The sequence below is a fragment of the Enterobacter sp. MGH120 genome, from assembly GCF_001037725.1.
In the GTDB taxonomy this organism is placed as follows: Bacteria; Pseudomonadota; Gammaproteobacteria; order Enterobacterales; family Enterobacteriaceae; genus Enterobacter; species Enterobacter hormaechei_C.
Genome location: NZ_KQ089940.1, coordinates 731,763 through 758,679 on the forward strand (window position 1 = coordinate 731,763; position 26,917 = coordinate 758,679).

At 57.5% G+C, this 26,917-nt stretch carries 26 protein-coding genes; 22 read left to right on the forward strand and 4 right to left on the reverse strand.

Features of this window, described 5'->3' with window-relative positions:
- The first annotated feature begins 17 nt into the window (after nt 1–17).
- The 6 genes from ftsY (at nt 18) to livJ (ending at nt 7,002) form a co-directional block, all read left to right on the forward strand.
- On the forward strand, nt 18–1,478 hold the full coding sequence (gene ftsY / locus SK54_RS03365) for a signal recognition particle-docking protein FtsY (RefSeq protein ID WP_015571476.1): 1,461 nt from the start codon (nt 18–20) through the stop codon (nt 1,476–1,478).
- 2 nt (nt 1,479–1,480) lie between these two features.
- Nucleotides 1,481–2,146, forward strand: coding sequence for a cell division ATP-binding protein FtsE (ftsE, locus tag SK54_RS03370; RefSeq protein WP_006812284.1), 666 nt, complete (start codon nt 1,481–1,483; stop codon nt 2,144–2,146).
- Entirely contained in the window at nt 2,139–3,194 is a 1,056-nt protein-coding gene (ftsX, locus tag SK54_RS03375) for a permease-like cell division protein FtsX (protein WP_017384126.1), read from the forward strand. The genes ftsE and ftsX overlap by 8 nt, the downstream gene beginning before the upstream one ends.
- Nucleotides 3,195–3,444: 250 nt before the next feature.
- A complete protein-coding gene (gene rpoH, locus SK54_RS03380; RefSeq protein ID WP_000159624.1) occupies nt 3,445–4,302 on the forward strand; it encodes an RNA polymerase sigma factor RpoH in 858 nt (285 codons plus the stop codon).
- Nucleotides 4,303–4,438: 136 nt separating this feature from the next.
- Nucleotides 4,439–5,704, forward strand: coding sequence for a 4-aminobutyrate--2-oxoglutarate transaminase (locus SK54_RS03385; protein ID WP_048246752.1), 1,266 nt, complete (start codon nt 4,439–4,441; stop codon nt 5,702–5,704).
- A 197-nt stretch (nt 5,705–5,901) separates the two neighbouring features.
- Complete coding sequence (gene livJ, locus SK54_RS03390; protein ID WP_156172757.1) at nt 5,902–7,002, forward strand: branched chain amino acid ABC transporter substrate-binding protein LivJ; 1,101 nt, start codon at nt 5,902–5,904, stop codon at nt 7,000–7,002.
- A 162-nt stretch (nt 7,003–7,164) separates the two neighbouring features.
- Here livJ and panM read toward each other — a convergent pair whose 3' ends face one another.
- Entirely contained in the window at nt 7,165–7,548 is a 384-nt protein-coding gene (gene panM / locus SK54_RS03395; RefSeq protein ID WP_015571473.1) for an aspartate 1-decarboxylase autocleavage activator PanM, read from the reverse strand.
- A 424-nt stretch (nt 7,549–7,972) separates the two neighbouring features.
- Here panM and livK point away from each other — a divergent pair, with 424 nt between their 5' ends.
- The 10 genes from livK (at nt 7,973) to ugpQ (ending at nt 18,065) form a co-directional block, all read left to right on the forward strand.
- The gene (gene livK / locus SK54_RS03410; protein WP_023295547.1) at nt 7,973–9,082 is read left to right on the forward strand and encodes a high-affinity branched-chain amino acid ABC transporter substrate-binding protein LivK; all 1,110 of its coding nucleotides are present in this window, start codon (nt 7,973–7,975) and stop codon (nt 9,080–9,082) included.
- Between the two features lie 46 nt (nt 9,083–9,128).
- Nucleotides 9,129–10,055, forward strand: coding sequence for a high-affinity branched-chain amino acid ABC transporter permease LivH (gene livH, locus SK54_RS03415; protein WP_015571470.1), 927 nt, complete (start codon nt 9,129–9,131; stop codon nt 10,053–10,055).
- Nucleotides 10,052–11,329, forward strand: coding sequence for a high-affinity branched-chain amino acid ABC transporter permease LivM (locus SK54_RS03420; RefSeq protein ID WP_003861542.1), 1,278 nt, complete (start codon nt 10,052–10,054; stop codon nt 11,327–11,329). The genes livH and SK54_RS03420 overlap by 4 nt, the downstream gene beginning before the upstream one ends.
- Nucleotides 11,326–12,090 (forward strand): high-affinity branched-chain amino acid ABC transporter ATP-binding protein LivG, encoded by a 765-nt coding sequence (gene livG / locus SK54_RS03425; RefSeq protein ID WP_003861544.1) that lies wholly within the window; start codon nt 11,326–11,328, stop codon nt 12,088–12,090. The genes SK54_RS03420 and livG overlap by 4 nt, the downstream gene beginning before the upstream one ends.
- 1 nt (nt 12,091) lies before the next feature.
- Nucleotides 12,092–12,805 carry a high-affinity branched-chain amino acid ABC transporter ATP-binding protein LivF gene (livF, locus tag SK54_RS03430; protein WP_015571469.1) on the forward strand — a complete coding sequence of 238 codons (714 nt, stop codon included), beginning with the start codon at nt 12,092–12,094 and terminating at the stop codon, nt 12,803–12,805.
- Between the two features lie 247 nt (nt 12,806–13,052).
- Nucleotides 13,053–14,369 carry a sn-glycerol-3-phosphate ABC transporter substrate-binding protein UgpB gene (ugpB, locus tag SK54_RS03435; RefSeq protein ID WP_039269585.1) on the forward strand — a complete coding sequence of 439 codons (1,317 nt, stop codon included), beginning with the start codon at nt 13,053–13,055 and terminating at the stop codon, nt 14,367–14,369.
- A 157-nt stretch (nt 14,370–14,526) separates the two neighbouring features.
- Complete coding sequence (gene ugpA / locus SK54_RS03440) at nt 14,527–15,414, forward strand: sn-glycerol-3-phosphate ABC transporter permease UgpA (protein WP_048246755.1); 888 nt, start codon at nt 14,527–14,529, stop codon at nt 15,412–15,414.
- Nucleotides 15,411–16,256 carry a sn-glycerol-3-phosphate ABC transporter permease UgpE gene (ugpE, locus tag SK54_RS03445; protein WP_048246757.1) on the forward strand — a complete coding sequence of 282 codons (846 nt, stop codon included), beginning with the start codon at nt 15,411–15,413 and terminating at the stop codon, nt 16,254–16,256. Before ugpA ends, ugpE begins: the two co-directional genes overlap by 4 nt.
- 1 nt (nt 16,257) lies before the next feature.
- Entirely contained in the window at nt 16,258–17,328 is a 1,071-nt protein-coding gene (locus SK54_RS03450) for a sn-glycerol-3-phosphate import ATP-binding protein UgpC (protein ID WP_017384129.1), read from the forward strand.
- On the forward strand, nt 17,325–18,065 hold the full coding sequence (gene ugpQ, locus SK54_RS03455) for a glycerophosphodiester phosphodiesterase (protein WP_032669038.1): 741 nt from the start codon (nt 17,325–17,327) through the stop codon (nt 18,063–18,065). Before SK54_RS03450 ends, ugpQ begins: the two co-directional genes overlap by 4 nt.
- Here ugpQ and SK54_RS03460 read toward each other — a convergent pair.
- Nucleotides 18,055–18,426, reverse strand: coding sequence for a DUF2756 family protein (locus tag SK54_RS03460; RefSeq protein ID WP_017384131.1), 372 nt, complete (start codon nt 18,424–18,426; stop codon nt 18,055–18,057). The two genes, ugpQ and SK54_RS03460, sit on opposite strands and share 11 nt — an antisense overlap.
- 122 nt (nt 18,427–18,548) lie before the next feature.
- Between SK54_RS03460 and ggt the strand changes: the two genes are divergently transcribed.
- Nucleotides 18,549–20,294: a gamma-glutamyltransferase gene (gene ggt, locus SK54_RS03465; RefSeq protein ID WP_072134592.1), complete on the forward strand. Its 1,746-nt coding sequence runs from the start codon at nt 18,549–18,551 to the stop codon at nt 20,292–20,294.
- A gap of 87 nt (nt 20,295–20,381) precedes the next feature.
- On the opposite strand, the gene yhhY is transcribed toward ggt, so the two are convergent.
- On the reverse strand, nt 20,382–20,870 hold the full coding sequence (yhhY, locus tag SK54_RS03470; protein ID WP_015571463.1) for an N-acetyltransferase: 489 nt from the start codon (nt 20,868–20,870) through the stop codon (nt 20,382–20,384).
- Nucleotides 20,871–21,181: 311 nt separating this feature from the next.
- Between yhhY and SK54_RS03475 the strand changes: the two genes are divergently transcribed.
- The 5 genes from SK54_RS03475 (at nt 21,182) to gntU (ending at nt 26,123) form a co-directional block, all read left to right on the forward strand.
- Nucleotides 21,182–22,219 (forward strand): oxidoreductase, encoded by a 1,038-nt coding sequence (locus SK54_RS03475; RefSeq protein ID WP_015571462.1) that lies wholly within the window; start codon nt 21,182–21,184, stop codon nt 22,217–22,219.
- A gap of 123 nt (nt 22,220–22,342) precedes the next feature.
- Nucleotides 22,343–23,038, forward strand: a complete 696-nt coding sequence (locus SK54_RS03480; protein ID WP_003861565.1) for a pirin family protein — start codon at nt 22,343–22,345, stop codon at nt 23,036–23,038.
- 91 nt (nt 23,039–23,129) lie between these two features.
- Nucleotides 23,130–24,125 carry a gluconate operon transcriptional repressor GntR gene (gntR, locus tag SK54_RS03485; protein WP_003861567.1) on the forward strand — a complete coding sequence of 332 codons (996 nt, stop codon included), beginning with the start codon at nt 23,130–23,132 and terminating at the stop codon, nt 24,123–24,125.
- 126 nt (nt 24,126–24,251) lie between these two features.
- Nucleotides 24,252–24,779 (forward strand): gluconokinase, encoded by a 528-nt coding sequence (gene gntK, locus SK54_RS03490; RefSeq protein WP_003861569.1) that lies wholly within the window; start codon nt 24,252–24,254, stop codon nt 24,777–24,779.
- Between the two features lie 3 nt (nt 24,780–24,782).
- Nucleotides 24,783–26,123: a gluconate transporter gene (gene gntU, locus SK54_RS03495; protein WP_017693851.1), complete on the forward strand. Its 1,341-nt coding sequence runs from the start codon at nt 24,783–24,785 to the stop codon at nt 26,121–26,123.
- Nucleotides 26,124–26,284: 161 nt separating this feature from the next.
- On the opposite strand, the gene yhgN is transcribed toward gntU, so the two are convergent.
- The gene (gene yhgN / locus SK54_RS03500) at nt 26,285–26,878 is read right to left on the reverse strand and encodes an NAAT family transporter YhgN (protein ID WP_003861574.1); all 594 of its coding nucleotides are present in this window, start codon (nt 26,876–26,878) and stop codon (nt 26,285–26,287) included.
- Nucleotides 26,879–26,917: the final 39 nt, after the last annotated feature.

The window sequence follows — 26,917 nt, forward strand, 5'->3', positions numbered from 1 at the left end:
GAGGAGTGTAGTCGCAGATGGCAAAACAAAAAAAACGTGGCTTCTTTTCCTGGTTGGGTTTCGGTGAAAAAGAGCAAGAAACAGAACAGAAAACCGAAGAACAGCAGGTTGTAGAAGAGCCGTCACAGCCTGAAACGCCTGTCGAAACCGCTGCGGTTGTCGAAGCGGAAGAGCCAGCCCACAGCAAAGAAGAGATTGAATCCTTTGCCGAAGAGGTGGTTGAGGTTACTGAACAGGTTCAGGAGAGCGAAAAACCAGAGCCGGTTATCGTTGAAACCCTTAACGAAGCGCCGCAGGCCACTATCGAACACGAAGAGCTGCCGCTGCCGGAAGAGGTGAAAGCTGAAGAGGTTTCTGCCGAAGAGTGGCAGGCCGAAGCGGAAACCGTTGAAATTGTTGAGGCGGTGGAAGAAGAAGCGGCCCTTGAGCCAGAGCTGACCGACGAAGAGCTGGAAGCCCAGGCGCTGGCGGCGGAAGCGGCTGAAGAAGCGGTCATCGTCGTGCCGGTGGAAGCGCAGGCCGAAGAAGAGATCGTTCAGGAGCAAGAAAAACCGACCAAAGAAGGTTTCTTCGCGCGCCTGAAGCGCAGCCTGCTCAAAACCAAAGAAAACTTAGGTTCCGGATTTATCAGTCTGTTCCGCGGCAAAAAGATCGACGACGATCTGTTTGAGGAGCTGGAAGAGCAACTGCTGATTGCGGACGTGGGCGTGGAAACCACCCGGAAGATCATCGCCAACCTGACCGAAGGGGCGAGCCGCAAACAGCTGCGTGACGCCGAGGCGCTGTACGGCCTGCTGAAAGACGAGATGGGTGAAATTCTCGCAAAAGTTGACGAACCGCTTAATATTGAAGGCAAAATGCCGTTTGTTATCCTGATGGTTGGCGTCAACGGCGTGGGCAAAACCACCACCATCGGCAAGCTGGCGCGCCAGTTTGAGCAGCAGGGCAAATCGGTGATGCTGGCGGCGGGCGATACCTTCCGTGCGGCAGCGGTGGAACAACTTCAGGTGTGGGGCCAGCGCAACAATATTCCGGTTATTGCTCAGCACACCGGCGCGGATTCCGCGTCCGTGATTTTCGATGCCATCCAGGCGGCGAAGTCGCGTAACGTGGACGTGCTGATTGCGGATACCGCAGGGCGTTTGCAGAACAAATCGCACCTGATGGAAGAGCTGAAGAAAATCGTTCGCGTCATGAAGAAGCTGGACGAAGATGCACCGCATGAAATTATGCTGACTATCGACGCCAGCACCGGACAGAACGCCATCAGCCAGGCGAAACTGTTCCATGAAGCGGTAGGACTGACCGGGATCGCGCTGACCAAGCTGGACGGTACCGCGAAAGGCGGGGTGATCTTCTCCGTGGCCGACCAGTTCGGCATTCCTATCCGTTACATCGGTGTGGGCGAGCGTATTGAGGATTTACGTCCGTTTAAAGCGGACGACTTTATTGAGGCACTATTTGCCCGAGAGGACTAACAATGATTCGCTTTGAACACGTCAGCAAGGCCTATCTCGGCGGGAGACAAGCGCTACAGGGGGTGACATTCCACCTCCAGCCAGGCGAGATGGCATTCCTGACCGGCCATTCCGGCGCAGGGAAAAGTACCCTGCTCAAGCTGATCTGTGGGATCGAGCGGCCAAGCGCCGGGAAAATCTGGTTCAGCGGCCATGAAATTAGCCGTCTTAAGAACCGTGAAGTGCCGTTCCTGCGTCGTCAGATTGGCATGATTTTCCAGGATCACCACCTGCTGATGGATCGCACGGTTTTCGATAACGTCGCGATCCCGCTGATTATTGCTGGCGCCAGTTACGATGATATCCGCCGTCGCGTTTCGGCGGCGCTGGATAAGGTCGGGCTGCTGGACAAAGCGAAGAACTTCCCGATCCAGCTCTCCGGCGGTGAGCAGCAGCGCGTGGGTATCGCCCGCGCGGTAGTGAACAAGCCTGCCGTTTTGCTGGCGGATGAACCGACCGGTAACCTGGACGATGCCCTCTCTGAAGGGATCCTGCGTCTGTTTGAGGAATTTAACCGCGTGGGGGTCACGGTACTGATGGCGACGCACGACATGGGGCTGATCTCCCGCCGTTCGTACCGCATGCTGACCCTGAGCGACGGGCATTTGCACGGAGGCCACGGTGAATAAGCGTGATGCAATGAACCAGATTCGGCAGTTCAGCAACCGGTTTGACCGTTTCCGCAAGCCTCAGGGCGGCGGGGACGGCAATCGCAATGCGCCTAAGCGTGCCAAAGCGGCACCGAAACCGAACTCCCGCAAAACCAACGTCTTTAACGAGCAGGTGCGGTACGCCTTCCAGGGCGCGTTGCAGGATCTGAAAAGCAAACCGCTGGCGACGTTCCTGACGGTGATGGTGATTGCCATCTCCCTGACGCTGCCCAGCGTCTGCTACATGGTTTACAAAAACGTAAACCAGGCGGCGTCCCAGTACTATCCGTCGCCGCAGATCACCGTTTATCTGGATAAAGCCCTCGACGATAACGCGGCGGCTCAGGTGGTGGGGCAGATTCAGGCCGAGCAGGGCGTGGAGAAGGTGAACTATCTTTCCCGCGATGAAGCGCTGGGTGAGTTCCGCAACTGGTCCGGATTCGGCGGCGCGCTGGATATGCTTGAAGAGAACCCGCTGCCCGCGGTGGCGGTGGTGATCCCGAAACTCGATTTCCAGGGCACGGATTCGCTCAACACCCTGCGCGACCGCATTACCCGCATTAACGGGATTGATGAAGTGCGCATGGACGACAGCTGGTTTGCCCGTCTTGCCGCCCTGACCGGGCTGGTAGGACGCGTGTCGGCGATGATCGGCGTGCTGATGGTGGCGGCGGTGTTCCTCGTCATCGGTAATAGCGTGCGCCTGAGCATCTTCGCCCGTCGCGATACCATCAACGTGCAGAAACTGATTGGCGCAACGGATGGTTTCATCCTCCGCCCGTTCCTTTACGGCGGCGCGTTATTAGGTTTTTCTGGTGCATTTCTTTCATTGATATTGTCAGAAATTTTGGTGATGCGGCTGTCGTCTGCCGTGACTGAAGTGGCGCAGGTTTTCGGAACTAAGTTTGATATCAGTGGCTTAGGGTTCGATGAGTGCCTGCTGTTGCTGCTGGTGTGCTCCATGATCGGCTGGGTGGCGGCATGGCTGGCAACGGTTCAACATTTACGCCACTTTACTCCCGACTAATAAAAGCGTGATATAATCTTTCCCTGCACCGAGATGTTCGCTTGCAGGGAAAGCGTCCCTGTTGTCTCTTCCCCTGTAATCATCTTCATGTCACATTTTGTGCGTAATTTATTCACTGTTGCACCTGGAACTTGTGGATAAAATCACTGTCTGATAAAAGAGTGAATGCTAATCTCGTTGCTCAAACGCTTTGGCATGGTTGTTGCCTGACGGGGACAACCTGGACCAGAAGAAACATTGAGAGGAATGAATGACCAAAGAAATGCAAACTTTAGCTTTAGCCCCTGTTGGTAACCTGGAATCTTACATCCGGGCTGCGAACACCTGGCCGATGTTAACGGCTGAGGAAGAAAAGGAGCTTGCTGAAAAGCTGCATTACCAGGGCGATCTGGAAGCAGCTAAAACGCTGATCCTGTCTCACCTGCGCTTTGTTGTTCACGTTGCTCGTAATTATGCGGGCTACGGCCTGCCGCAGGCGGACCTGATTCAGGAAGGTAACATTGGCCTGATGAAGGCGGTACGTCGCTTTAACCCGGAAGTGGGTGTGCGACTCGTCTCCTTCGCCGTGCACTGGATCAAAGCGGAAATTCACGAATACGTCCTGCGTAACTGGCGTATAGTGAAAGTCGCCACGACGAAAGCGCAGCGCAAACTGTTCTTCAACCTGCGTAAAACCAAGCAGCGTCTGGGCTGGTTCAATCAGGATGAAGTGGAAATGGTGGCGCGCGAGCTGGGCGTTTCCAGCAAAGACGTCCGCGAGATGGAATCCCGTATGGCCGCTCAGGACATGACGTTTGATATGTCTGCCGACGATGACGCGTCCGACAGCCAGCCGATGGCCCCGGTTCTGTATCTACAGGATAAAACCTCTAACTTTGCTGACGGCATTGAAGAGGATAACTGGGAAGACCAGGCGGCGAACAAGCTGACCTTCGCGATGGAAGGCCTCGACGAGCGTAGCCAGGATATCATCCGTGCCCGCTGGCTGGACGAAGATAACAAGTCCACGTTGCAGGAACTGGCCGACCGCTACGGCGTCTCCGCTGAACGTGTGCGTCAGCTTGAGAAAAACGCCATGAAAAAACTTCGCGCCGCTATCGAAGCGTAATTTCCGCGAAGTACACCGAGAACCCTCGAATGCAAATTCGGGGGTTTTGTTTTTTTAGCGCCCTCTCTGGCGAATTCCCTGCCCCTGGCAAACACTTACTGATGCGCTAAGCAGGCGACTTTCAGAGGGTGACAGGGTGAAAAATAACGAACTGAACGACCGGCGTTTACAGGCGACGCCGCGCGGTATCGGCGTCATGTGTAACTTCTATGCCGATAAAGCCGAAAACGCCACGGTGTGGGACGTGGAAGGTAATGAGTATATTGATTTTGCCGCCGGGATCGCCGTGCTGAATACCGGGCATCGCCATCCTAAAGTTATCGCCGCCATCGAAAAACAGCTTCACGCCTTTACCCATACCGCTTATCAAATCGTCCCCTATGAAGGTTATGTGGCGCTTGCCGAGCGCATCAACCAGCGCGTACCCATAGAGGGGCCAGCCAAAACCGCCTTCTTCTCAACGGGGGCGGAAGCGGTCGAAAACGCGGTGAAAATCGCCCGCGCGTACACCAGACGTCCCGGCCTTATCACCTTCGGCGGCGCGTTCCACGGCCGTACCTTTATGACCATGGCGCTGACCGGCAAAGTGGCGCCCTATAAGCTCGGCTTCGGCCCGTTCCCCGGCTCGGTGTACCACGCGCAATTCCCCAACAGCCTGCACGGCATCAGTACCGCCGAAGCGTTAAAAAGCCTGGAGCGCATCTTCAAAGCCGATATCGCGCCCGAACAGGTGGCGGCAATCATTATTGAACCGGTTCAGGGCGAGGGCGGGTTCAACGTCGCGCCCGCTGATTTTATGCAGGCGCTGCGTGCCCTGTGCGATACCCACGGGATTTTACTGATTGCCGACGAAGTGCAAACCGGCTTCGCGCGTACCGGCAAGCTGTTCTCCATGGAAAACCACTGCGTGAAGCCCGATCTGATCACCATGGCGAAAAGCCTGGCGGGCGGGATGCCGCTCTCTGCCGTCTCTGGCCGGGCGGAGGTGATGGATGCGCCCGCGCCGGGTGGGTTGGGCGGCACCTACGCGGGTAACCCGCTGGCGATTGCGGCGGCCCATGCGGTGCTGGATGTGATTGACGAGGACGATCTCTGCACCCGCGCGGCGCATCTCGGGCATCATCTGGTCGAGGTGCTGAATAAAGCGAAGGATGGTTGTCCGTATATCGCCGATATCCGTGGGCAGGGCTCGATGGTGGCGGTAGAATTTACCGATCCGCAAACCGGACAGCCGTCGCCCGAATTTACCCGTCAGGTTCAGGAGCGCGCGTTGAACGAAGGGCTGCTGCTTTTGAGCTGCGGCGTTTACGGCAACGTTATTCGCTTCCTCTACCCGCTCACCATCCCCGAAGTGCAGTTCCGTAAAGCGCTGGATATTATTTCCGCCTCGCTGACACGATAAAGCCAAAAGCCCGGCTTAAATGACAGTTGGGCTTATCATATTTTCATTTCAAATTAGCTATTCCAAAATCATAAAAATGGGGTATGTTTTAGCAGAGTATGCTGAAAAAGCGCGAACAGCACGCCTATAACTGAAATAAAGCGCTAAACAACAACATCACAACAATCGTTATAACCATAATAATGGGGAATCTCAGGATGAACATGAAGGGTAAAGCGTTACTGGTAGGATGTATCGCGTTGGCATTCAGCACTATGGCCCAGGCCGATATTAAAGTGGCCGTGGTGGGCGCGATGTCCGGTCCGGTAGCACAGTACGGCGACCAGGAATTTACCGGCGCGGAACAGGCGGTTGCAGACATTAATGCCAAGGGCGGCATCAAGGGCGAAAAGCTGCAAATCGTAAAATATGACGATGCCTGTGACCCGAAACAGGCGGTCGCGGTGGCGAACAAAGTGGTAAACGACGGGATCAAATACGTTATCGGTCACCTGTGCTCCTCTTCCACCCAGCCCGCGTCTGACATCTACGAAGACGAAGGCATTCTGATGATCACGCCGGCCGCGACGGCGCCAGAGCTGACCGCGCGCGGCTATAAGCTGATCCTGCGTACCACCGGTCTGGACTCCGATCAGGGGCCAACCGCCGCGAAATATATCGTGGAAAAAGTGAAGCCGCAGCGCATCGCGATTGTTCATGACAAACAGCAGTACGGCGAAGGCCTGGCCCGTGCGGTGCAGGATAACCTGAAAAAAGCGAACGCCAACGTGGTGTTCTTTGACGGTATCACCGCCGGTGAGAAAGACTTCTCGACCCTGGTCGCGCGTCTGAAGAAAGAAAATATCGATTTCGTTTACTACGGCGGCTACCACCCGGAAATGGGGCAGATCCTGCGCCAGGCGCGTGCGGCGGGTCTGAAGACGCAGTTCATGGGGCCAGAAGGTGTCGCGAACGTTTCCCTGTCTAATATCGCGGGTGAATCCGCTGAAGGGCTGCTGGTGACCAAACCGAAGAACTACGACCAGGTGCCTGCGAACAAACCTGTTGTCGATGCCATCAAGGCGAAGAAACAGGATCCAAGTGGTGCGTTCGTCTGGACCACCTACGCAGCGTTGCAGTCTCTGCAAGCGGGCCTGAACCAGTCAGCCGATCCGGCGGAGATTGCCACCTGGCTGAAAGCGAACTCGGTGGAAACCGTGATGGGGCCGCTGTCCTGGGATGAGAAGGGCGATTTGAAGGGCTTCGAGTTCGGCGTGTTTGACTGGCATGCCAACGGCACGGCGACTGACGCAAAATAAACGCAAAAAGGCAACGCAAGTTGCCTTTTTTAATGTTTTCTCCCTCTCCCCGTGGGAGAGGGCCGGGGTGAGGGCATCAGCCCGCTCAGCCCTCTTTTGCCCGGTGGCGCTTCGCTTACCGGGCCTACTATGAGCACCTCGCAGCCGCCACCCGGCTTTCTTTTAGCGCTTCTCCCACCCGTTCGCCTGCGCCGTAAACCCTAACGCCTGCATAAACGCCGCCATCACGCCGCGATCCTCTACGCCCACGTCGGCCATCCACCAGGAGGTTACGCTCGGGTTTTCGCGGATCACCTCTTCAATCAAATACTGCCCGACCCCGCGACGACGGGTCACGTCGCGCACGCGCAGGGAGTCCAGCGCCCCTTCCGTGCCGCTCAGCGTTACGCGGACGGCGGCCAGCAGACGTTCATTAAAACGCGCGGCATAGATGCGGTGGTTTTCATCGACGGCCAGCGATGAAGGGGAATATTCCGGCCAGATCTTGCCCAGGTCGATACGATCCTGGTCGCTAAAGGTCACCAGACGCACGATAGTCAGTTTCATTAGCTGCTTGTCCAAATCAAAAAGAGTAGGGCCAGTGTACTCAATTTATTTGCTCAGGCGCTTTCTCTTTTTCTTCCCATTTACCAGGTGATTAGTTTTTTGGCAGCGCGATGGGCAGTTTGAAAACACATGGATCGAAAAATAAGCAGAATTTTAACCTGAAGGGCAGTGATTTATTCGGCGCTTTGTACCGTTATTTTATGCTGCAAACCGCGCTTTTATTTGTTTATCTCCGCCTGATTTCAGAATATTATCTTTGCTTAATCGCCTGAAAAATAGAGATTTTAGTCTGGTTTTTGACAAAAAACTGCGCTAAACCATTAAAGGCACTGGTAAAAATAGCGTTGTTCATAAAAAGTACAGAATGCTTTTTAACCATAATAAAACAAAATATAAACATGACATCACGAATGGGGATTCAGAGATGAAAAGGAACGCGAAGACGTTAATCGCGGGGATGGTCGCACTGTCGATCTCGCATGCCGCTATGGCAGACGACATTAAAGTTGCGGTAGTGGGGGCGATGTCCGGCCCTGTTGCCCAGTGGGGTGACATGGAGTTCAACGGCGCGCGTCAGGCCATCAAAGATATCAACGCCAAAGGCGGCATCAAAGGCGACAAGCTGGTAGGCGTGGAGTATGACGACGCCTGCGATCCAAAACAGGCCGTCGCGGTCGCCAACAAAATCGTTAACGACGGTATCCAGTACGTCATCGGGCACCTGTGTTCCTCCTCCACGCAGCCAGCGTCTGATATCTACGAAGACGAAGGCATTCTGATGATCACCCCGGGTGCCACCAACCCGGAACTGACCCAGCGCGGCTACCAGCACATCATGCGTACCGCCGGTCTGGACTCCTCTCAGGGGCCAACCGCCGCCAAATACATCCTTGAAACCGTTAAGCCGCAGCGTATCGCCATCATCCATGATAAGCAGCAGTACGGCGAAGGCCTGGCGCGTTCCGTACAGGACGGCCTGAAAAAAGGCGGGGCGAATATCGTCTTCTTCGACGGCATTACCGCCGGTGAGAAAGACTTCTCCGCGCTGATCGCCCGTCTGCAAAAAGAGAATATCGACTTCGTTTACTACGGCGGCTACTACCCGGAAATGGGGCAGATGCTGCGCCAGGCGCGCGCCACCGGCCTGAAAACCCAGTTTATGGGGCCAGAGGGCGTCGGTAATGCCTCCCTGTCCAACATCGCGGGCGATTCTGCCGAAGGCATGCTGGTGACGATGCCAAAACGCTATGACCAGGATCCGGCGAATAAGGCTATCGTGGATGCGCTCAAGGCGCAGAAGAAAGATCCGAGCGGTCCGTACGTCTGGATCACCTACGCGGCCGTGCAGTCTCTGGCCACCGCGCTGGACCGTACCGGCAGTAAAGAGCCGCTGGATCTGGTGAAAGATTTAAAAGCACACGGGGCGAACACCGTGATTGGGCCGCTGAACTGGGATGAGAAAGGCGATCTGAAGGGATTTGAGTTTGGTGTCTTTAAGTGGCACGCCGACGGGTCTTCCTCGGTCGCCAAATAATCATCCCACCGCCCGGCTCACCGGGCGGGTATAAAAAGGTTTTCTTATGTCCGAGCAGTTTCTCTACTTCTTGCAGCAGATGTTTAACGGCGTCACGCTGGGAAGCACCTACGCGCTGATCGCCATCGGCTACACGATGGTTTACGGCATTATCGGCATGATCAACTTCGCCCACGGCGAGGTGTACATGATCGGTAGCTACGTCTCCTTTATGATTATCGCCGCGCTGATGATGATGGGCATCGACAGCAGCTGGCTGCTGGTGGCCGCCGGGTTTGTCGGCGCGATTGTGATCGCCAGCGCCTACGGCTGGAGTATTGAACGGGTGGCCTACCGGCCGGTGCGCAGCTCCAAACGCCTGATCGCGCTGATCTCCGCCATCGGTATGTCCATTTTCCTGCAAAACTACGTCAGCCTGACCGAAGGTTCACGCGACGTGGCGCTGCCAAGCCTGTTTAACGGCCAGTGGATTGTAGGGGCCAGCGAAAACTTCTCTGCCACTATCACCACCATGCAGCTGGTTATCTGGGTTGTGACCTTTATTGCCATGCTGGCCCTGACCCTGTTCATCCGCTACTCCCGCATGGGACGCGCCTGCCGCGCCTGCGCGGAAGATCTGAAGATGGCGAGCCTGCTCGGGATTAACACCGACCGCGTGATTGCCCTGACCTTCGTGATCGGCGCAGCGATGGCGGCGGTGGCTGGCGTGTTGCTCGGCCAGTTCTACGGCGTAATCAACCCGTACATCGGCTTTATGGCCGGGATGAAAGCCTTCACCGCGGCGGTACTGGGCGGCATCGGCAGCATTCCGGGCGCGATGATCGGCGGCCTGATCCTGGGCGTGGCCGAAGCGCTCTCCTCGGCGTACCTGAGCACCGAATATAAAGATGTGGTGTCGTTTGCCCTGCTGATTCTGGTTCTGCTGGTAATGCCTACCGGTATTCTGGGCCGTCCGGAGGTAGAGAAAGTATGAAACCGATGCATTTTGCGATGGCGCTGCTCTCTGCCGCCATGTTCTTCGTCCTGGCGGGCGTCTTTATGGGCGTCCAGTTAGGACTGGACGGCACGAAGCTGGTGGTGGATACCGCTCCCGACATCCGCTGGCAGTGGGTGTTTATCGGCACCGCGGTGGTGTTCTTGTTCCAGCTGTTGCGTCCGCTGTTCCAGAAGACGCTGAAAAACGTCTCCGGGCCGAAATTCGTCCTGCCGGCGATCGACGGTACAACGGTGAAACAGAAGCTGTTCCTGGTGGCGCTGCTGGTGGCTGCCGTGGCGTGGCCGTTTATGGTCTCGCGCGGGACGGTGGATATTGCCACCCTGACCATGATCTACGTGATTCTGGGTCTCGGTCTGAACGTGGTGGTGGGGCTGTCTGGCCTGCTGGTGCTGGGCTACGGCGGGTTCTACGCCATCGGCGCGTACACCTTCGCGCTGCTGAACCACTATTACGGCCTCGGCTTCTGGACCTGTCTGCCGCTGGCGGGGCTGGTCTCTGCCGCGGCGGGCTTCCTGCTCGGCTTCCCGGTGCTGCGCCTGCGCGGTGACTATCTGGCGATTGTGACCTTAGGCTTCGGCGAAATCGTCCGTATTCTGCTGCTCAACAATACCGAAGTGACCGGCGGTCCGAACGGCATCAGCCAGATCCCGAAACCGACCTTCTTCGGCCTGGAGTTCAGCCGTACCGCCCGTGAAGGCGGCTGGGATACCTTCAGCAATTTCTTTGGCATCAAGTACGATCCGTCCGACCGCGTGATCTGGCTCTATCTGGTGGCGCTGCTGCTGGTGGTGATTACCCTGTTCGTGATCAACCGTCTGCTGCGCATGCCGCTGGGCCGCGCGTGGGAAGCGCTGCGCGAAGATGAGATCGCCTGCCGCTCCCTGGGGCTGAATCCGACCCGCATCAAGCTGACCGCATTTACCATCAGCGCCGCGTTTGCCGGTTTCGCCGGGACGCTGTTTGCCGCACGTCAGGGCTTCGTCAGCCCTGAATCGTTCACCTTTGCCGAATCCGCCTTTGTGCTGGCGATTGTGGTGCTCGGTGGAATGGGCTCGCAGTTCGCCGTGATCCTCGCGGCTATCCTGCTGGTGGTCTCCCGCGAGCTGATGCGCGACTTTAACGAATACAGCATGTTAATGCTGGGTGGTTTGATGGTGCTGATGATGATCTGGCGTCCGCAGGGTCTGCTGCCGATGACCCGTCCACAGCTGAAGCTGAAACGCACACAGGCGAAAGGAGAGCAGGCATGAAGCCTTTATTATCCGTTAACGGCCTGATGATGCGTTTTGGCGGCCTGCTGGCGGTCAACAATGTGAATCTGGATCTGCACAAGAAAGAGATTGTCTCCCTGATTGGCCCGAACGGCGCGGGAAAAACCACGGTCTTTAACTGTTTGACCGGCTTCTACAAGCCGACGGGCGGCACCATCATGCTGCGCGACCAGCACCTTGAAGGGCTGCCGGGCCAGCAGATTGCCCGCATGGGCGTGGTGCGTACCTTCCAGCACGTGCGTCTGTTCCGCGAGATGACGGTGATTGAGAACCTGCTGGTGGCACAGCATCAGCAGCTGAAAACCGGGCTGTTCTCTGGCCTGCTGAAAACCCCGGCCTTTCGCCGCACGCAGGAGGAGGCGCTCGACCGCGCCGCGACCTGGCTCGACCGTATCGGCCTGCTCCAGCACGCTAACCGTCAGGCGAGCAACCTCGCTTACGGGGATCAGCGTCGCCTTGAGATCGTGCGCTGTATGGTGACCCAGCCGGAGATCCTGATGCTCGACGAACCAGCGGCAGGTCTCAATCCGAAAGAGACCAAAGAGCTGGACGAGCTGATTGCCGAGCTGCGCGACCATCACGACACCACCATCCTGCTGATTGAGCATGACATGAAGCTGGTGATGGGCATTTCGGACCGTATCTACGTGGTAAACCAGGGCACGCCGCTGGCAAACGGCACGCCGGAAGAGATCCGCAACAACCCGGACGTGATCCGCGCATACCTTGGTGAGGCATAAGATGGAAAAAGCGATGTTAACGTTCGACAAGGTCAACGCGCACTACGGCAAGATCCAGGCGCTGCACGACGTCAGCCTGCACATCAATCAGGGCGAAATCGTCACCCTGATTGGCGCCAACGGCGCGGGTAAAACCACGCTGCTCGGCACCCTGTGCGGCGACCCGCGCGCCACCAGCGGGCGGATTGTGTTTGACGGCAAAGATATTACCGACTGGCAGACGGCTAAGATCATGCGTGAAGCGGTGGCGATTGTCCCGGAAGGGCGCCGCGTATTCTCCCGCATGACGGTGGAAGAGAACCTGGCGATGGGCGGTTTCTTCGCCCATCGGGATGAATTCCAGACCCGCATCAAGTGGGTGTACGAACTCTTCCCGCGCCTGTGGGAGCGTCGTATTCAGCGAGCGGGCACCATGTCCGGCGGCGAGCAGCAGATGCTGGCGATTGGCCGCGCGCTGATGAGCCAGCCGCGCCTGCTGCTGCTGGACGAGCCGTCGCTTGGTCTTGCGCCGATCATTATCCAGCAGATCTTCGACACCATCGAGCAGTTGCGTAAAGAGGGGATGACCATCTTCCTCGTCGAGCAGAACGCCAACCAGGCGCTGAAGCTCGCCGACCGTGGCTACGTGCTGGAGAATGGGCGCGTGGTGCTCTCCGATACCGGTGACGCGCTGCTGGCGAACGAGGCGGTGCGGAGTGCGTACCTCGGAGGCTAAGCCGTCTGTGTTGCCCGGTGGCGCTGCGCTTACCGGGCCTACAGGGATCGACCAGGCCGGGTAAGGCGTAGCCGCCACCCGGCTTTTTTAACCACTACACCCCTTCACACAACCATCATCCCCGTGACGCCTGGCTGTCACTTATCTGTAAACAAACAGTTATTTTTCTGTCATTCGAGCATGTCATGTTACCTCGCGAGCATAAAACGCGTGATATCGCGCATCCGGCACAATAAGAGAGATGACAATGACATCGTTACGACACACAGCTTTGGGTCTGGCACTGGGTCTGGCTTTTGCGACGAACGCAATGGCTGTGACCACCATTCCGTTCTGGCATTCCATGGAAGGGGAGTTGGGTAAAGAGGTTGACTCCCTGGCGCAGCGTTTCAACGACACCCACCCGGATTACAAAATTGTGCCGGTGTACAAAGGCAACTACGAGCAGAGCCTGAGCGCGGGCATCGCCGCCTTCCGTACCGGTAACGCGCCTGCGCTGTTACAGGTTTATGAAGTGGGCACCGCCACCATGATGGCCTCCAAAGCCATCAAGCCGGTGTACGAGGTGTTCAAAGAGGCGGGCATTAACTTTGACGAATCCCAGTTCGTACCGACCGTAGCGGGTTACTACACCGATTCCAAAACCGGCCACCTGCTGTCCCAGCCGTTTAACAGCTCCACGCCGGTGCTGTACTACAACAAAGACGCCTTCAAAAAAGCCGGTTTAGATCCGGAGCAGCCGCCAAAAACCTGGCAGGACCTGGCCGAGTACACCGCGAAGCTGAAAGCGGCGGGGATGAAGTGCGGCTACGCCAGCGGCTGGCAGGGCTGGATCCAGATTGAAAACTTCAGCGCCTGGCACGGCCTGCCGGTTGCCACCCAAAACAACGGCTTCGACGGTACCGACGCGGTGCTGGAGTTCAATAAGCCGGAGCAGGTGAAGCACATCGCGCTGCTGGAAGCACTCAACAAGAAGGGCGACTTCAGCTACTTCGGGCGTAAAGACGAATCCACCGAGAAGTTCTACAACGGCGACTGTGCCATTACTACCGCCTCGTCCGGCTCGCTGGCGGATATACGTCACTATGCCAAATTCAACTACGGCGTGGGCATGATGCCGTACGACGCCGACGTGAAGGGCGCGCCGCAAAACGCCATCATCGGCGGGGCGAGCCTGTGGGTGATGCAGGGTAAAGACAACGGCACCTACAAAGGCGTGGCCGAGTTCCTCGACTTCCTGGCGAAGCCGGAAAACGCCGCCGAATGGCACCAGAAGACCGGCTATCTGCCGATCACCAAAGCCGCGTACGACCTGACCCGCGAGCAGGGCTTCTACAGCAAGAACCCGGGCGCAGACATCGCGACGCGCCAGATGCTGAACAAGCCGCCGTTGCCGTTCACCAAAGGCCTGCGTCTGGGCAACATGCCGCAGATCCGCACCATCGTCGATGAAGAGCTGGAAAGCGTCTGGACCGGTAAGAAAACGCCACAGCAGGCGCTGGACGCTGCGGTAGAGCGCGGGAATCAGCTGCTGCGCCGCTTTGAGCAGTCGACGAAATCGTAATCCGTGATTCGCCCGGTGACGCGTAGCGATCCGGGCCTACGGGGATCGTGCGGGCTGATGCCCTCACCCCAACCCTCTCCCACGGGGAGAGGGAGAAATATTTGTAGGCCGGGTAAGGCGTAGCCGCCACCCGGCATTGTTCAGGAACCAAATCTCAATGTCATCATCCCGTCCGGTGTTCCGTTCCCGCTGGCTGCCGTACCTGCTGGTTGCGCCGCAGCTGGTCATCACCGTTATCTTTTTTATCTGGCCTGCGGGCGAAGCGCTGTGGTACTCGGTACAAAGCGTCGATCCGTTCGGGCTTTCCAGCCAGTTTGTCGGGCTGGACAACTTTACCGCGCTGTTCCACGACAGCTACTACCTGGACTCCTTCTGGACGACGATCAAATTCAGCGCCCTGGTGACCGTCAGCGGCCTTTTAGCCTCGCTGTTTTTCGCCGCGCTGGTGGATTACGTGGTGCGCGGCAGCCGTCTGTATCAGACCCTGATGCTGCTGCCCTACGCCGTGGCTCCTGCCGTGGCCGCCGTGCTGTGGATCTTCCTGTTTAACCCAGGGCGCGGGCTGATTACCCACTTCCTGGGCGAGTTCGGCTACGACTGGAACCACGCTCAGAACAGCGGTCAGGCGATGTTCCTGGTGGTGTTCGCCTCGGTGTGGAAGCAGATCAGCTATAACTTCCTGTTTTTCTTTGCCGCGCTACAGTCTATCCCGCGTTCGCTGGTGGAGGCCGCCGCCATCGACGGCGCAGGGCCGGTGCGCCGCTTCTTCCGCCTGTCGCTGCCGCTGATCGCCCCGGTGAGTTTCTTCCTGCTGGTGGTTAACCTCGTGTACGCCTTCTTCGATACCTTCCCCGTGATCGACGCGGCGACCGCAGGCGGTCCGGTGCAGGCGACAACGACGCTGATCTACAAGATCTACCGCGAAGGCTTTGCGGGGTTGGATCTCTCCGCTTCTGCCGCGCAGTCGGTGGTGCTGATGTTCCTCGTCATCATCCTCACGGTGGTGCAGTTCCGCTATGTCGAAAGTAAGGTGCGCTACCAATGATTGAGAACCGTCGCGGGCTGACGATTTTCAGCCATACCATGCTGATTTTAGGGATTATCGTCATCCTGTTCCCACTGTACGTGGCCTTCGTCGCCGCCACGCTGGACACTAAAGCGGTGTTCGACACGCCGATGACGCTGATCCCGGGCGGACACCTTTTCGAGAACATGAAAACTATCTGGACCCAGGGCGTGGGCGCCAACAGCGCGCCGTTCTGGCTGATGATGCTCAACAGCTTCATCATGGCGTTTGGCATCACCGTCGGCAAAATTACGGTGTCGATGCTCTCAGCGTTCGCCATCGTCTGGTTCCGCTTTCCGCTGCGTAACCTGTTTTTCTGGATGATTTTCATCACCCTGATGCTGCCGGTAGAGGTGCGTATCTTCCCGACGGTGGAGGTGATCGCCAACCTGAAGATGCTCGACAGCTACGCGGGCTTAACCCTGCCGCTGATGGCCTCGGCGACCGCCACCTTCCTGTTCCGCCAGTTCTTTATGACCCTGCCGTATGAGTTGATTGAAGCCGCGCGCATCGACGGGGCCTCGCCGATGCGCTTCTTCCGCGACATCGTGCTGCCGCTGTCGAAAACCAACCTCGCGGCGCTGTTTGTGATCACCTTTATCTACGGCTGGAACCAGTACCTGTGGCCGCTGCTGATCGTTCAGGACGTCAACCTCGGCACCGCCGTGGCAGGCATTAAAGGCATGATCGCCACCGGCGAAGGCACCACCCTCTGGAACCAGGTGATGGCGGCGATGCTGCTCACCCTTATCCCACCCGTAGTCATTGTTTTAGCCATGCAGCGCGCGTTTGTCCGCGGCCTGGTCGATAGCGAGAAATAAGATGGCAGGTTTAAAATTACAGGCAGTTACCAAAAGCTGGGACGGTAAAACCCAGGTCATTCAGCCGCTGACGCTCGACGTGGCGGACGGGGAATTTATCGTGATGGTCGGCCCGTCCGGCTGCGGAAAATCCACCCTGCTGCGTATGGTGGCCGGGCTGGAGCGCGTAACGTCCGGGGATATCTGGATTGACCGCCAGCGCGTCACCGAGATGGAGCCCAAAGATCGCGGCATCGCGATGGTGTTCCAGAACTATGCCCTCTATCCGCACATGAGCGTGGAAGAGAACATGGCCTGGGGGCTGAAAATTCGCGGTATGGGCAAAGGTCATATCGACGAGCGCGTAAAAGAAGCCGCGCGCATTCTGGAACTTGACGGCCTGCTTAAGCGCCGCCCGCGCGAGCTCTCCGGCGGCCAGCGTCAGCGCGTGGCGATGGGGCGCGCCATCGTGCGCGACCCGGCGGTATTCCTGTTCGACGAACCGCTGTCAAACCTCGACGCCAAACTGCGCGTGCAGATGCGCCTTGAGCTACAGCAGCTGCATCGCCGCCTGAAAACCACGTCCCTCTATGTGACTCACGATCAGGTTGAAGCCATGACCCTCGCCCAGCGCGTGATGGTGATGAACAAAGGCATCGCCGAGCAGATTGGCACCCCGGTGGAGGTCTACGAAAAACCGGCCAGCCGTTTTGTGGCGAGCTTTATCGGCAGCCCGGCGATGAACCTGCTGGACGGGCGGATCAATGCGGCGGGAACCCACTTCGAGCTGGAAAGCGGGATGGCGTTGCCGATCAACTGGTACTATCGTGGCTACGCCGGGCGTAAGATGACGCTCGGTATCCGCCCGGAGCATATTGGTTTGACGTCTCAGGCGGACGGCGGCGTGCCGCTGGTGATGGATACGCTGGAGATGCTGGGCGCAGACAACCTGGCGCACGGGCGCTGGGGCGAGCAAAAGCTGGTGGTGCGTCTGCCGCACCAGGAGCGCCCGAAGGCAGGCAGCACGCTGTGGCTGCATATGCCGGAAAATCACCTGCACTTATTTGACGGTGAAACAGGACAACGAGTATGAGCAACTGGCCTTACCCCCACATCGTCGCCCACCGTGGCGGCGGTAAACTGGCGCCGGAAAACACCCTGGCGGCAATTGACGTTGGCGCGCGCTACGGCCACACGATGATCGAGTTCGACGCGAAGCTGTCGAAGGACGGCGAAATTTTCCTGCTGCACGACGACAATCTCGAACGCACCAGCAACGGCTGGGGCGTGGCGGGCGAACTGCCGTGGCGTGACCTGCTGAAGGTGGATGCCGGTAGCTGGTACAGCGGCGAATTTAAAGGCGAACCGCTGCCGCTGCTGGCGGAAGTGGCGGACCGCTGTCGTCAACACGGCATGATGGCCAACATCGAAATCAAACCGACCACCGGCACCGGGCCGCTGACGGGTAAAGTGATTGCCCTTGCCGCGCGCGAGCTGTGGGAAGGGATGACCCCGCCGCTGTTATCGTCGTTTGACATCGACGCGCTGGAAGCCGCACAGGCCGCCGTTCCGGAGTTGCCGCGCGGGCTGCTGCTGGATGAGTGGCGAGAAGACTGGCGCGCGCTGGCGACCCGCTTAGGCTGCGTGTCGATCCACCTCAACCATAAGCTGCTGGATGAAGCGCGCGTGACGCTGTTGAAGGAGGCCGGTCTGCATATCCTGGTGTATACCGTCAACAAACCCCAGCGTGCAGCCGAGCTGCTGCGCTGGGGCGTGGACAGCATCTGTACCGATGCGATTGACCAGATCGGGCCGAACTTTATTTATTAAGCATACTGCCGTTCTGCTGGGTCGGCAGCATGTGCTGCTGACCGCTGCTTTGCGACACCCCGCCCCCTAACATCCCACCGTTTGAGTTTGGCAGCGGCTGCTCCCGCATCTGGCCCTGCTGCACGCGCTGGGTGTTGGTATTCATCTGGTTTTGCAGGTGCTGCTGCTGCACCTGGGTCTGCGTTTTTAACTGCTGATTGAGCATCCCTTTCTGCTGCTGTTGCTGGCTCATCATCTCCGTCTGCATACGCTGCTGGCTCGGAATGACGTAGCCCGGCTGGTTCGGGTTGTTCAGGGTGTTGATTGGCTGTGCGAGCGCGGCGAACGGAAGCAGCGCGGTCAGGATCAGTAATCGTTTCATGGTTATCTCCTCCTTTGAGGCTTCTCTTAAGTTTACCCTGATTCCGGCATAACGATGATTTTTTAAGAGTTGTGAACCAGGCTTAAGCGGGGAATATGGGCCCCTTCACCTGGAGAACAATAATGATGAAACCAACCTTTTTGCGCTGGGTCGCCATCGCTGCGCTGATGGCAGGCGGCACATTTACCGTGGCGGCCAACCCGCCCGCCGCTCCTCCGGTCTCTTACGGCGTGGAGGAGGATGTTTTTCACCCCGTGCGGGCGACGCACGGCATGGTGGCCTCGGTTGACGCGCTGGCAACGCAGGTGGGCGTCGATATTCTTAAGCAGGGCGGTAACGCGGTGGATGCGGCGGTCGCGGTGGGATATGCGCTGGCGGTGACGCATCCACAGGCGGGGAACCTGGGCGGCGGCGGGTTTATGATGCTGCGCACCAAAGACGGTAAAACCACGGCCATCGACTTCCGTGAGATGGCGCCGAATCAGGCCTCCCGCGATATGTTCCTCGACGATCAGGGCAATCCGGACAGTAAAAAATCTCTGACCTCGCACCTTGCCTCCGGCACGCCGGGCACCGTTGCGGGGTTCTCGCTGGCGCTGGAAAAATACGGCACGCTGCCTCTGAATAAAGTGGTGCAGCCTGCCATCAAGCTGGCGCGCGACGGCTTCGTCGTCAACGACGCGCTGGCGGACGACCTCAAAACCTACGGCAGCGAAGTTATTCCCAATCATGAGAACAGCAAGGCTATCTTCTGGAAAGACGGCGAGCCGCTGAAGAAGGGCGATAAGCTGGTGCAGAAGAATCTCGCAAAAAGTCTCGAACTGATTGCTGAAAACGGTCCGGACGCCTTCTATAAGGGGCCGATTGCCGATCAGATTGCCGATGAGATGCAGAAGAACGGCGGGCTGATCACCAAAGCGGATCTGGCGGAATATAAGGCGGTGGAGCGCGAGCCGATCAGCGGCACCTATCGCGGCTACGAGGTCTTCTCCATGCCGCCGCCGTCCTCCGGGGGCATTCACATCGTGCAGATCCTCAATATTCTGGAAAACTTCGATATGCACAAGTTCGGCTTCGGTAGCGCCGATGCCATGCAGGTGATGGCGGAGGCAGAGAAGCGCGCCTACGCTGACCGCTCGGAATACCTTGGCGATCCGGACTTCGTGAAGGTGCCGTGGCAGGCGCTGACCAACAAAGCCTATGCCAAATCGATTGCCGACGAGATCGACATCAACAAGGCGAAGCCGTCGAGCGAGATCCGCCCCGGCAAGCTGGCGCCGTATGAAAGTAACCAGACCACCCATTTCTCGGTGGTGGATAAAGACGGTAACGCGGTGGCGGTGACCTACACGCTTAACACCACTTTCGGCACCGGGATTGTGGCGGGCAACAGCGGTATTTTGCTGAACAACGAGATGGATGACTTCTCTGCCAAACCGGGCGTGCCGAACGTCTACGGCCTGGTCGGCGGCGATGCGAATGCGGTCGGGCCGAAGAAGCGCCCGCTGTCGTCCATGTCGCCCACCATCGTGGTGAAAGACGGCAAAACCTGGCTGGTGACCGGCAGCCCTGGCGGGAGCCGGATTATCACAACCGTGCTGCAAATGGTGGTGAACAGTATCGACTTTGGGATGAACGTCGCTGAAGCGACCAATGCGCCGCGTTTCCACCACCAGTGGCTGCCGGACGAGCTGCGCGTGGAGAAGGGCTTTAGCCCGGACACCCTCAAGCTGCTTGAGCAGCGCGGGCAGAAGGTGGCGGTGAAGGAGGCGATGGGCAGCACCCAGAGCATTATGGTCGGGCCGGACGGGGCGCTGTTTGGCGCATCGGACCCGCGTTCGGTGGATGATTTAACGGCGGGGTATTGATTTTTTTGCCCGGTGGCGCTGCGCTTACCGGGCCTGGAACGGCACGAACGTAGGCCGGGTAAGGCGAAGCCGCCACCCGGCAACAAACTACTTCATACGCGCCATATAATACGCATCCACATACTCGCCGTTGCGCAGGGCGTAGCGCCTGCCGGTGCCTTCAATCTCAAACCCGTGCTTTTTGTACACCGCGATTGCCGGTTCGTTATCCACAAACACCGTTAACTCGATGCGGTCGACGCGCAGCCAGTTGTCGCACATATCGATCATGGTGCGAATCAGTGCGCTGGCCACGCCGCGGTTATGCCACTGCGCGCCAACGCAGATACCGAAATCTGCAACGTGGCTGCGGCGTGGTCGCTGGGCGACATCAATGGTGAGGTGGCCGACCACGATATCATCAATGCAGGCAACCAGCTGTTTAATGCCCGGCTGTTCGCCTAGCCGCATTTGCCACATTTCCATTGAAGGATGAGGAACCTGTAGCGTGTTGTGGTACACCTCCGGCTGGGCGTGGATCTGACGAATGGCGTCGTAATCTTTCGGTTCAGCGTGGCGTATCACTATCTCACTCATTCCTTGTTCCTCAGTCAGTTAAAAGTCCCCTCCAACATCAGTGACTTTAAAAGTTGAGTCAATCGCTATTTTTTGCAAAAAGTGTTGGACAAGTGCGAATGAGAATGATTATTATTGCTCTGCATTCAGGAAGACCTCCTACGGGAACCTGAAAGCACGACATTGCTCACATTGCTTCCAGTATTACTTTAGCCAGCTTCTCGCTGGCTTTTTTTTTGCCCTTTTTCTCCCTCTCCCTGTGGGAGAGGGCTGGGGTGAGGGCAAAACATGCGCTATGGTAAAACTCAGTAACCTTCCAAAAGGACTGAGCCATGACACTACATTGTGCATTTATTGGATTTGGCAAAAGCACCACGCGTTACCACCTTCCGTATGTTCTTAACCGAAAAGAGACCTGGCACGTGGCCCATATCTATCGCCGCCGCGCGAAGCCAGAAGAGCAGTCTCCGCAGTATTCCCATATTCATTTCACCAGCGATCTTGATGAGGTGCTTAACGACCCGCAGGTGAAGCTGGTGGTGGTCTGTACCCACGCCGACAGCCACTTTGACTACGCGAAACGCGCGCTGGAAGCGGGTAAAAACGTGCTGGTGGAAAAACCGTTCACCCCGACCATCGCCGAAGCGAAGGAGCTGTTCGCGCTGGCGAAAAGCAAAGGGCTGACCGTCACGCCGTACCAGAACCGTCGCTTTGACAGCTGCTTCCTGACGGCAAAAAAGGCAATTGAAAGCGGCAAACTCGGCGAGATCGTGGAAATCGAAAGCCACTTCGATTACTACCGACCGGTGGCGGAAACCCAGCCCGGCCTGCCGCAGGATGGCTCCTTCTATGGTCTGGGCGTGCACACCATGGACCAGCTCATCTCCCTGTTTGGCCGCCCGGACCACGTGGCGTATGACATCCGCAGCCTGCGCAATAAGGCCAACCCGGACGATACCTTTGAAGCGCAGCTGTTCTACGGCGATCTCAAAGCCATCGTAAAAACCAGCCATCTGGTGAAAATCGACTACCCGAAATTTATCGTTCACGGTAAGAAAGGCTCCTTTATCAAGTACGGTATTGACCAACAGGAGACCAGCCTGAAGGCCAATATCATGCCGGGTGAACCGGGCTTTGCGGCAGATGATTCCGTGGGCGTGCTGGAGTACGTGAACGACGAGGGCCTGGTGGTCAGGGAAGAGCTGAAGCCGGAAACGGGCGACTATGGACGCGTCTACGATGCGCTGTATGACACCCTCACCACCGGCGCGCCGAATTATGTCAAGGAATCTGACGTTCTGACCAATCTGGAAATCCTTGAACGGGCCTTCGAGCAGGCCTCGCCTGCCACGGTAACCCTCGCCAGATAAGCAAAAACGGCTCCTCTGCGCTTGTTCTAAATTTTTGAACAGAGGAGTCAATTTTCACCCTCTATGATCCCAGGGCCTTTGCGTCCACACTTACTCCATCGAAACGAACTGAGGGTGAAAACAATGATCTACTTACGCAAAGCAAACGAACGTGGTCACGCGAATCATGGCTGGCTGGACTCATGGCATTCATTCTCGTTTGCCGACTACTACGACCCGAACTTTATGGGCTTCTCCGCACTGCGCGTCATTAACGACGACGTGATTGATGCAGGCCAGGGCTTCGGTACCCACCCGCACAAAGACATGGAAATCCTGACCTATGTGCTGGAAGGGGCGGTTGAGCACCAGGACAGCATGGGCAACAAAGAGCAGGTTCCGGCGGGCGAGTTCCAGATTATGAGCGCGGGTACCGGGGTGCGTCACTCTGAGTACAACCCGAGCAAAACGGAAAAACTGCACCTGTATCAAATCTGGATCATTCCAGAAGAGACCGGCATCACGCCACGCTACGAGCAGCGCCGCTTCGACGCGAAACAGGGCAAACAGCTGGTGCTGTCCCCGGATGCGCGTGAAGGTTCCCTGAAAGTGCATCAGGATATGGAGCTGTACCGCTGGGCGCTGGCGAAAGATGAACAGTCTGTACACCAGATTGCCGCTAACCGCCGCGTGTGGATCCAGGTGGTGAAAGGTGAAGTGTCCATCAACGGCACCAAAGCGACAACCGCCGATGGCCTGGCAGTCTGGGATGAGCAGGCGCTCTCCGTGCATGCCGACAGCGAAAGTGAAATTCTGCTGTTTGACCTGCCGCCGGTCTAAATAATTTCTCAACCTTCCCTTTAAACGGGGAAGGTTGAGCTTTGTCCGTGATAAACTGAGCAAATCTCTCACTTCAAGATTTCTCAGGACGATGAAAAAGAAACGCCCCGTACTTCAGGATGTCGCCGATCGCGTCGGTGTGACCAAAATGACGGTCAGCCGTTTTTTACGTAACCCGGAACAGGTTTCCGTGGCGTTGCGTGGCAAGATTGCCGCCGCCCTTGATGAACTGGGTTATATCCCCAACCGCGCGCCCGATATTCTCTCCAATGCGACCAGCCGTGCGGTGGGCGTCCTGCTTCCTTCCTTAACCAACCAGGTATTCGCCGAAGTGCTGCGTGGCATTGAAAGCGTCACCGATGCGTTTGGCTATCAGACCATGCTCGCCCACTACGGGTACAAGCCGGAACTGGAAGAGGAACGTCTTGAATCGATGCTTTCCTGGAACATCGACGGCTTGATTTTAACGGAACGTACTCACACCCCGCGCACGCTGAAAATGATTGAAGTGGCAGGCATTCCGGTGGTGGAACTGATGGACAGCCAGTCGCCGTGCCTCGACATCGCCGTGGGGTTCGATAACTTTGAAGCGGCGCGTCAGATGACGGCGGCGATCATCGCCCGCGGTCATCGCCATGTGGCCTATCTGGGTGCGCGTCTGGATGAACGTACTATCATCAAACAGAAGGGATACGAGCAGGCGATGCTCGACGCCGGTTTGACCCCGTACAGCGTGATGGTGGAGCAATCTTCTTCTTACACGTCGGGTATTGAGCTGATGCGTCAGGCGCGACGCGAGTATCCGCAACTGGACGGTATTTTCTGCACCAACGATGACCTTGCGGTCGGCGCCGCGTTTGAGTGCCAGCGTCTGGGTTTAAAAATCCCGGATGATATGGCGATTGCCGGCTTCCACGGCCACGACATTGGCCAGGTGATGGAGCCGCGTCTGGCGAGCGTCCTGACCCCGCGTGAACGCATGGGCCGCATTGGCGCAGAACGCCTGCTGGCGCGCATTCGTGGTGAGGCAGTTACCCCGAAAATGTTAGATTTAGGTTTCACCTTGTCACCGGGTGGATCTATTTAATCCGACAAATTTGAAGTAGCTCACACTTATTCACTTCGCGCACGTTTGGATATTGCTTCTCATATGCCCCGGCAGGACAATGTTACCGATAACTGTTACCCGTAACAATTGACTGAGGGACACCCTTTGAGCACGACTAATCACGATCACCACGTTTACGTCCTGATGGGCGTGTCCGGTAGCGGTAAATCTGCCGTGGCGAGCGAAGTGGCGCATCAACTCCAGGCTGCGTTTCTTGATGGTGACTTCCTCCATCCGCGCAGCAACATCATGAAAATGGCTTCCGGCGAGCCGCTGAACGACGACGACCGCAAACCATGGTTGCAGGCGCTGAATGACGCCGCGTTCGCGATGCAGCGCACCAATAAAGTCTCCCTGATCGTCTGTTCCGCACTGAAAAAAACCTATCGCGACCTGCTGCGCGACGGCAACCCGAACCTCTCTTTCATCTACCTGAAAGGTGATTTCGGGGTGATTGAAAGCCGCCTGAAGGCGCGTAAAGGCCACTTCTTCAAAACCCAGATGCTGGTAACGCAGTTCGAAGCGTTGCAGGAGCCGGGAGCTGACGAACAGGATGTCTTAGTGGTTGATATCGATCAGCCGCTGGAAGGTGTTGTTGCCAGCACCATCGAGGTTATTAATAAAAGGCAGTAAGTTTTGAGTACATTAACGCTAGTTTTGACAGCAGTGGGTTCCGTATTGCTGCTGCTGTTTTTAGTGATGAAGGCGCGTATGCACGCCTTTGTGGCTTTGATGGTGGTTTCTATTGGTGCCGGTCTCTTTTCCGGTATGCCGCTCGACAAAATCGCGGCGACGATGGAAAAAGGGATGGGCGGCACGCTCGGCTTCCTGGCCATTGTGGTGGCGCTGGGCGCGATGTTTGGCAAGATTTTGCACGAGACGGGCGCGGTCGATCAGATTGCGGTCAAGATGCTGAAATCCTTCGGGCACAGCCGTGCGCACTACGCGATTGGTCTGGCCGGTCTGATTTGCGCGCTGCCGCTGTTCTTTGAAGTGGCCGTTGTGCTGCTGATTAGCGTGGCGTTCTCCATGGCGCGGCATACTGGTACCAACCTCGTGAAGCTGGTCATTCCGCTGTTTGCGGGCGTGGCGGCGGCGGCGGCGTTCCTGCTGCCGGGGCCTGCGCCGATGCTGCTGGCCTCCCAGATGCATGCTGACTTTGGCTGGATGATCCTGATTGGCCTGTGCGCGGCAATTCCGGGGATGATTATCGCCGGTCCGCTGTGGGGCAACTTCATCAGCCGTTACGTTGAGCTGCACATTCCGGATGACATCTCCGAGCCGCACCTGGGCGAGGGCAAAATGCCGTCCTTCGGCTTCAGCCTGTCGCTGATCCTGCTGCCGCTGGTGCTGGTGGGCCTGAAAACCATCGCTGCGCGCTTTGTGCCGGTGGGGTCAACCGCTTACGAATGGTTCGAATTTATTGGTCATCCGTTCACCGCGATCCTGGTGGCGTGTCTGGTAGCAATTTACGGCCTGGCGATGCGTCAGGGCATGCCGAAAGACCGCGTGATGGAGATCTGTGGTGCCGCGCTGCAACCGGCGGGGATTATCCTGCTGGTGATCGGGGCGGGCGGCGTGTTTAAGCAGGTGCTGGTGGATTCCGGCGTTGGTCCGGCGCTGGGCGAAGCGCTGACCGGGATGGGGCTGCCGATTGCAGTCACCTGTTTCGTGCTGGCCGCGGCGGTACGTATCATTCAGGGCTCCGCGACCGTAGCGTGCTTAACCGCCGTGGGTCTGGTGATGCCGGTGATTGAACAGCTGAACTACTCCGGTGCGCAGATGGCGGCGCTCTCTATCTGTATCGCGGGTGGCTCGATTGTGGTTTCTCACGTGAACGACGCGGGCTTCTGGCTGTTCGGTAAATTTACCGGCGCAACCGAAGCGCAAACCCTGAAAACCTGGACGCTGATGGAAACCATCCTCGGCACGACGGGTGCGGTTGTCGGGATGATTGCGTTTACGCTGCTGAGCTAATCCCGGTTTTCTCCCTCTCCCCGTGGGAGAGGGCTGGGGTGAGGGCATCAGGCCGCAGAGGGCGTATTTTGTCGGGTGGCGGCTTCGCCTTACCCGACCTACAAAAACCTCAGGTCCCGTAGGCCGGGTAAGCGTAAGCGCCACCCGGCTTTTTTACATCTTCACCCTTTCATCCACGCCCGGATCCCGTCCAGGAACATCTGCGTTGCCATCATCACCAGAATCAGCCCCATCAGGCGCTCCAGGGCGTTTACCCCTTTCTCACCCAGCAGGCGCAGGAACAGCGACGACTGCAACAGGATAATAAACGTCCCGCCCCAGGCGATCAGCAGGGCAATCACCAGATGGCTCATCTGATTCGGATACTGATGCGACAGCAGCATCAGCGTCGCCAGAATCGTTGGCCCGGCGACCAGCGGAATTGCCAGCGGCACGATAAACGGCTCTTCACCCGCAGGCAGGCCGCTGCTGCTGCCCTCCGCGCTCGGGAAAATCATCTTAATAGCAATCAGGAACAAAATGATCCCGCCGGAAATGGAGACCGTTTCGGCGCGTAAGTTCAGGAAAGCGAGGATTTTTTCACCGGCGAACAGGAAGATAAACATCACCAGCAGGGCGATGAGCAGCTCGCGGATCATGATCGCCCGGCGGCGCTTCGGCTCGGTATGCTTCAGCACCGACATGAAGATCGGCAGATTACCGAGCGGATCCATAATCAGGATCAATAAAACCGCTGCGGAAATGATTTCACTCATCTTAAATTATCCCTGATACTTATTGTGGTCATTGCGATG

Coding starts and splice junctions, on each gene's coding strand:
- ftsY (WP_015571476.1), top strand. CDS start 18: ATGGCAAAACAAAAAAAACGTGGCTTCTTTTCCTGGTTGGGTTTCGGT.
- ftsE (WP_006812284.1), top strand. CDS start 1,481: ATGATTCGCTTTGAACACGTCAGCAAGGCCTATCTCGGCGGGAGACAA.
- rpoH (WP_000159624.1), top strand. CDS start 3,445: ATGACCAAAGAAATGCAAACTTTAGCTTTAGCCCCTGTTGGTAACCTG.
- livJ (WP_156172757.1), top strand. CDS start 5,902: ATGAACATGAAGGGTAAAGCGTTACTGGTAGGATGTATCGCGTTGGCA.
- panM (WP_015571473.1), bottom strand. CDS start 7,548: ATGAAACTGACTATCGTGCGTCTGGTGACCTTTAGCGACCAGGATCGT.
- livK (WP_023295547.1), top strand. CDS start 7,973: ATGAAAAGGAACGCGAAGACGTTAATCGCGGGGATGGTCGCACTGTCG.
- livH (WP_015571470.1), top strand. CDS start 9,129: ATGTCCGAGCAGTTTCTCTACTTCTTGCAGCAGATGTTTAACGGCGTC.
- SK54_RS03420 (WP_003861542.1), top strand. CDS start 10,052: ATGAAACCGATGCATTTTGCGATGGCGCTGCTCTCTGCCGCCATGTTC.
- livG (WP_003861544.1), top strand. CDS start 11,326: ATGAAGCCTTTATTATCCGTTAACGGCCTGATGATGCGTTTTGGCGGC.
- livF (WP_015571469.1), top strand. CDS start 12,092: ATGGAAAAAGCGATGTTAACGTTCGACAAGGTCAACGCGCACTACGGC.
- ugpB (WP_039269585.1), top strand. CDS start 13,053: ATGACATCGTTACGACACACAGCTTTGGGTCTGGCACTGGGTCTGGCT.
- ugpA (WP_048246755.1), top strand. CDS start 14,527: ATGTCATCATCCCGTCCGGTGTTCCGTTCCCGCTGGCTGCCGTACCTG.
- ugpE (WP_048246757.1), top strand. CDS start 15,411: ATGATTGAGAACCGTCGCGGGCTGACGATTTTCAGCCATACCATGCTG.
- SK54_RS03450 (WP_017384129.1), top strand. CDS start 16,258: ATGGCAGGTTTAAAATTACAGGCAGTTACCAAAAGCTGGGACGGTAAA.
- ugpQ (WP_032669038.1), top strand. CDS start 17,325: ATGAGCAACTGGCCTTACCCCCACATCGTCGCCCACCGTGGCGGCGGT.
- SK54_RS03460 (WP_017384131.1), bottom strand. CDS start 18,426: ATGAAACGATTACTGATCCTGACCGCGCTGCTTCCGTTCGCCGCGCTC.
- ggt (WP_072134592.1), top strand. CDS start 18,549: ATGATGAAACCAACCTTTTTGCGCTGGGTCGCCATCGCTGCGCTGATG.
- yhhY (WP_015571463.1), bottom strand. CDS start 20,870: ATGAGTGAGATAGTGATACGCCACGCTGAACCGAAAGATTACGACGCC.
- SK54_RS03475 (WP_015571462.1), top strand. CDS start 21,182: ATGACACTACATTGTGCATTTATTGGATTTGGCAAAAGCACCACGCGT.
- SK54_RS03480 (WP_003861565.1), top strand. CDS start 22,343: ATGATCTACTTACGCAAAGCAAACGAACGTGGTCACGCGAATCATGGC.
- gntR (WP_003861567.1), top strand. CDS start 23,130: ATGAAAAAGAAACGCCCCGTACTTCAGGATGTCGCCGATCGCGTCGGT.
- yhgN (WP_003861574.1), bottom strand. CDS start 26,878: ATGAGTGAAATCATTTCCGCAGCGGTTTTATTGATCCTGATTATGGAT.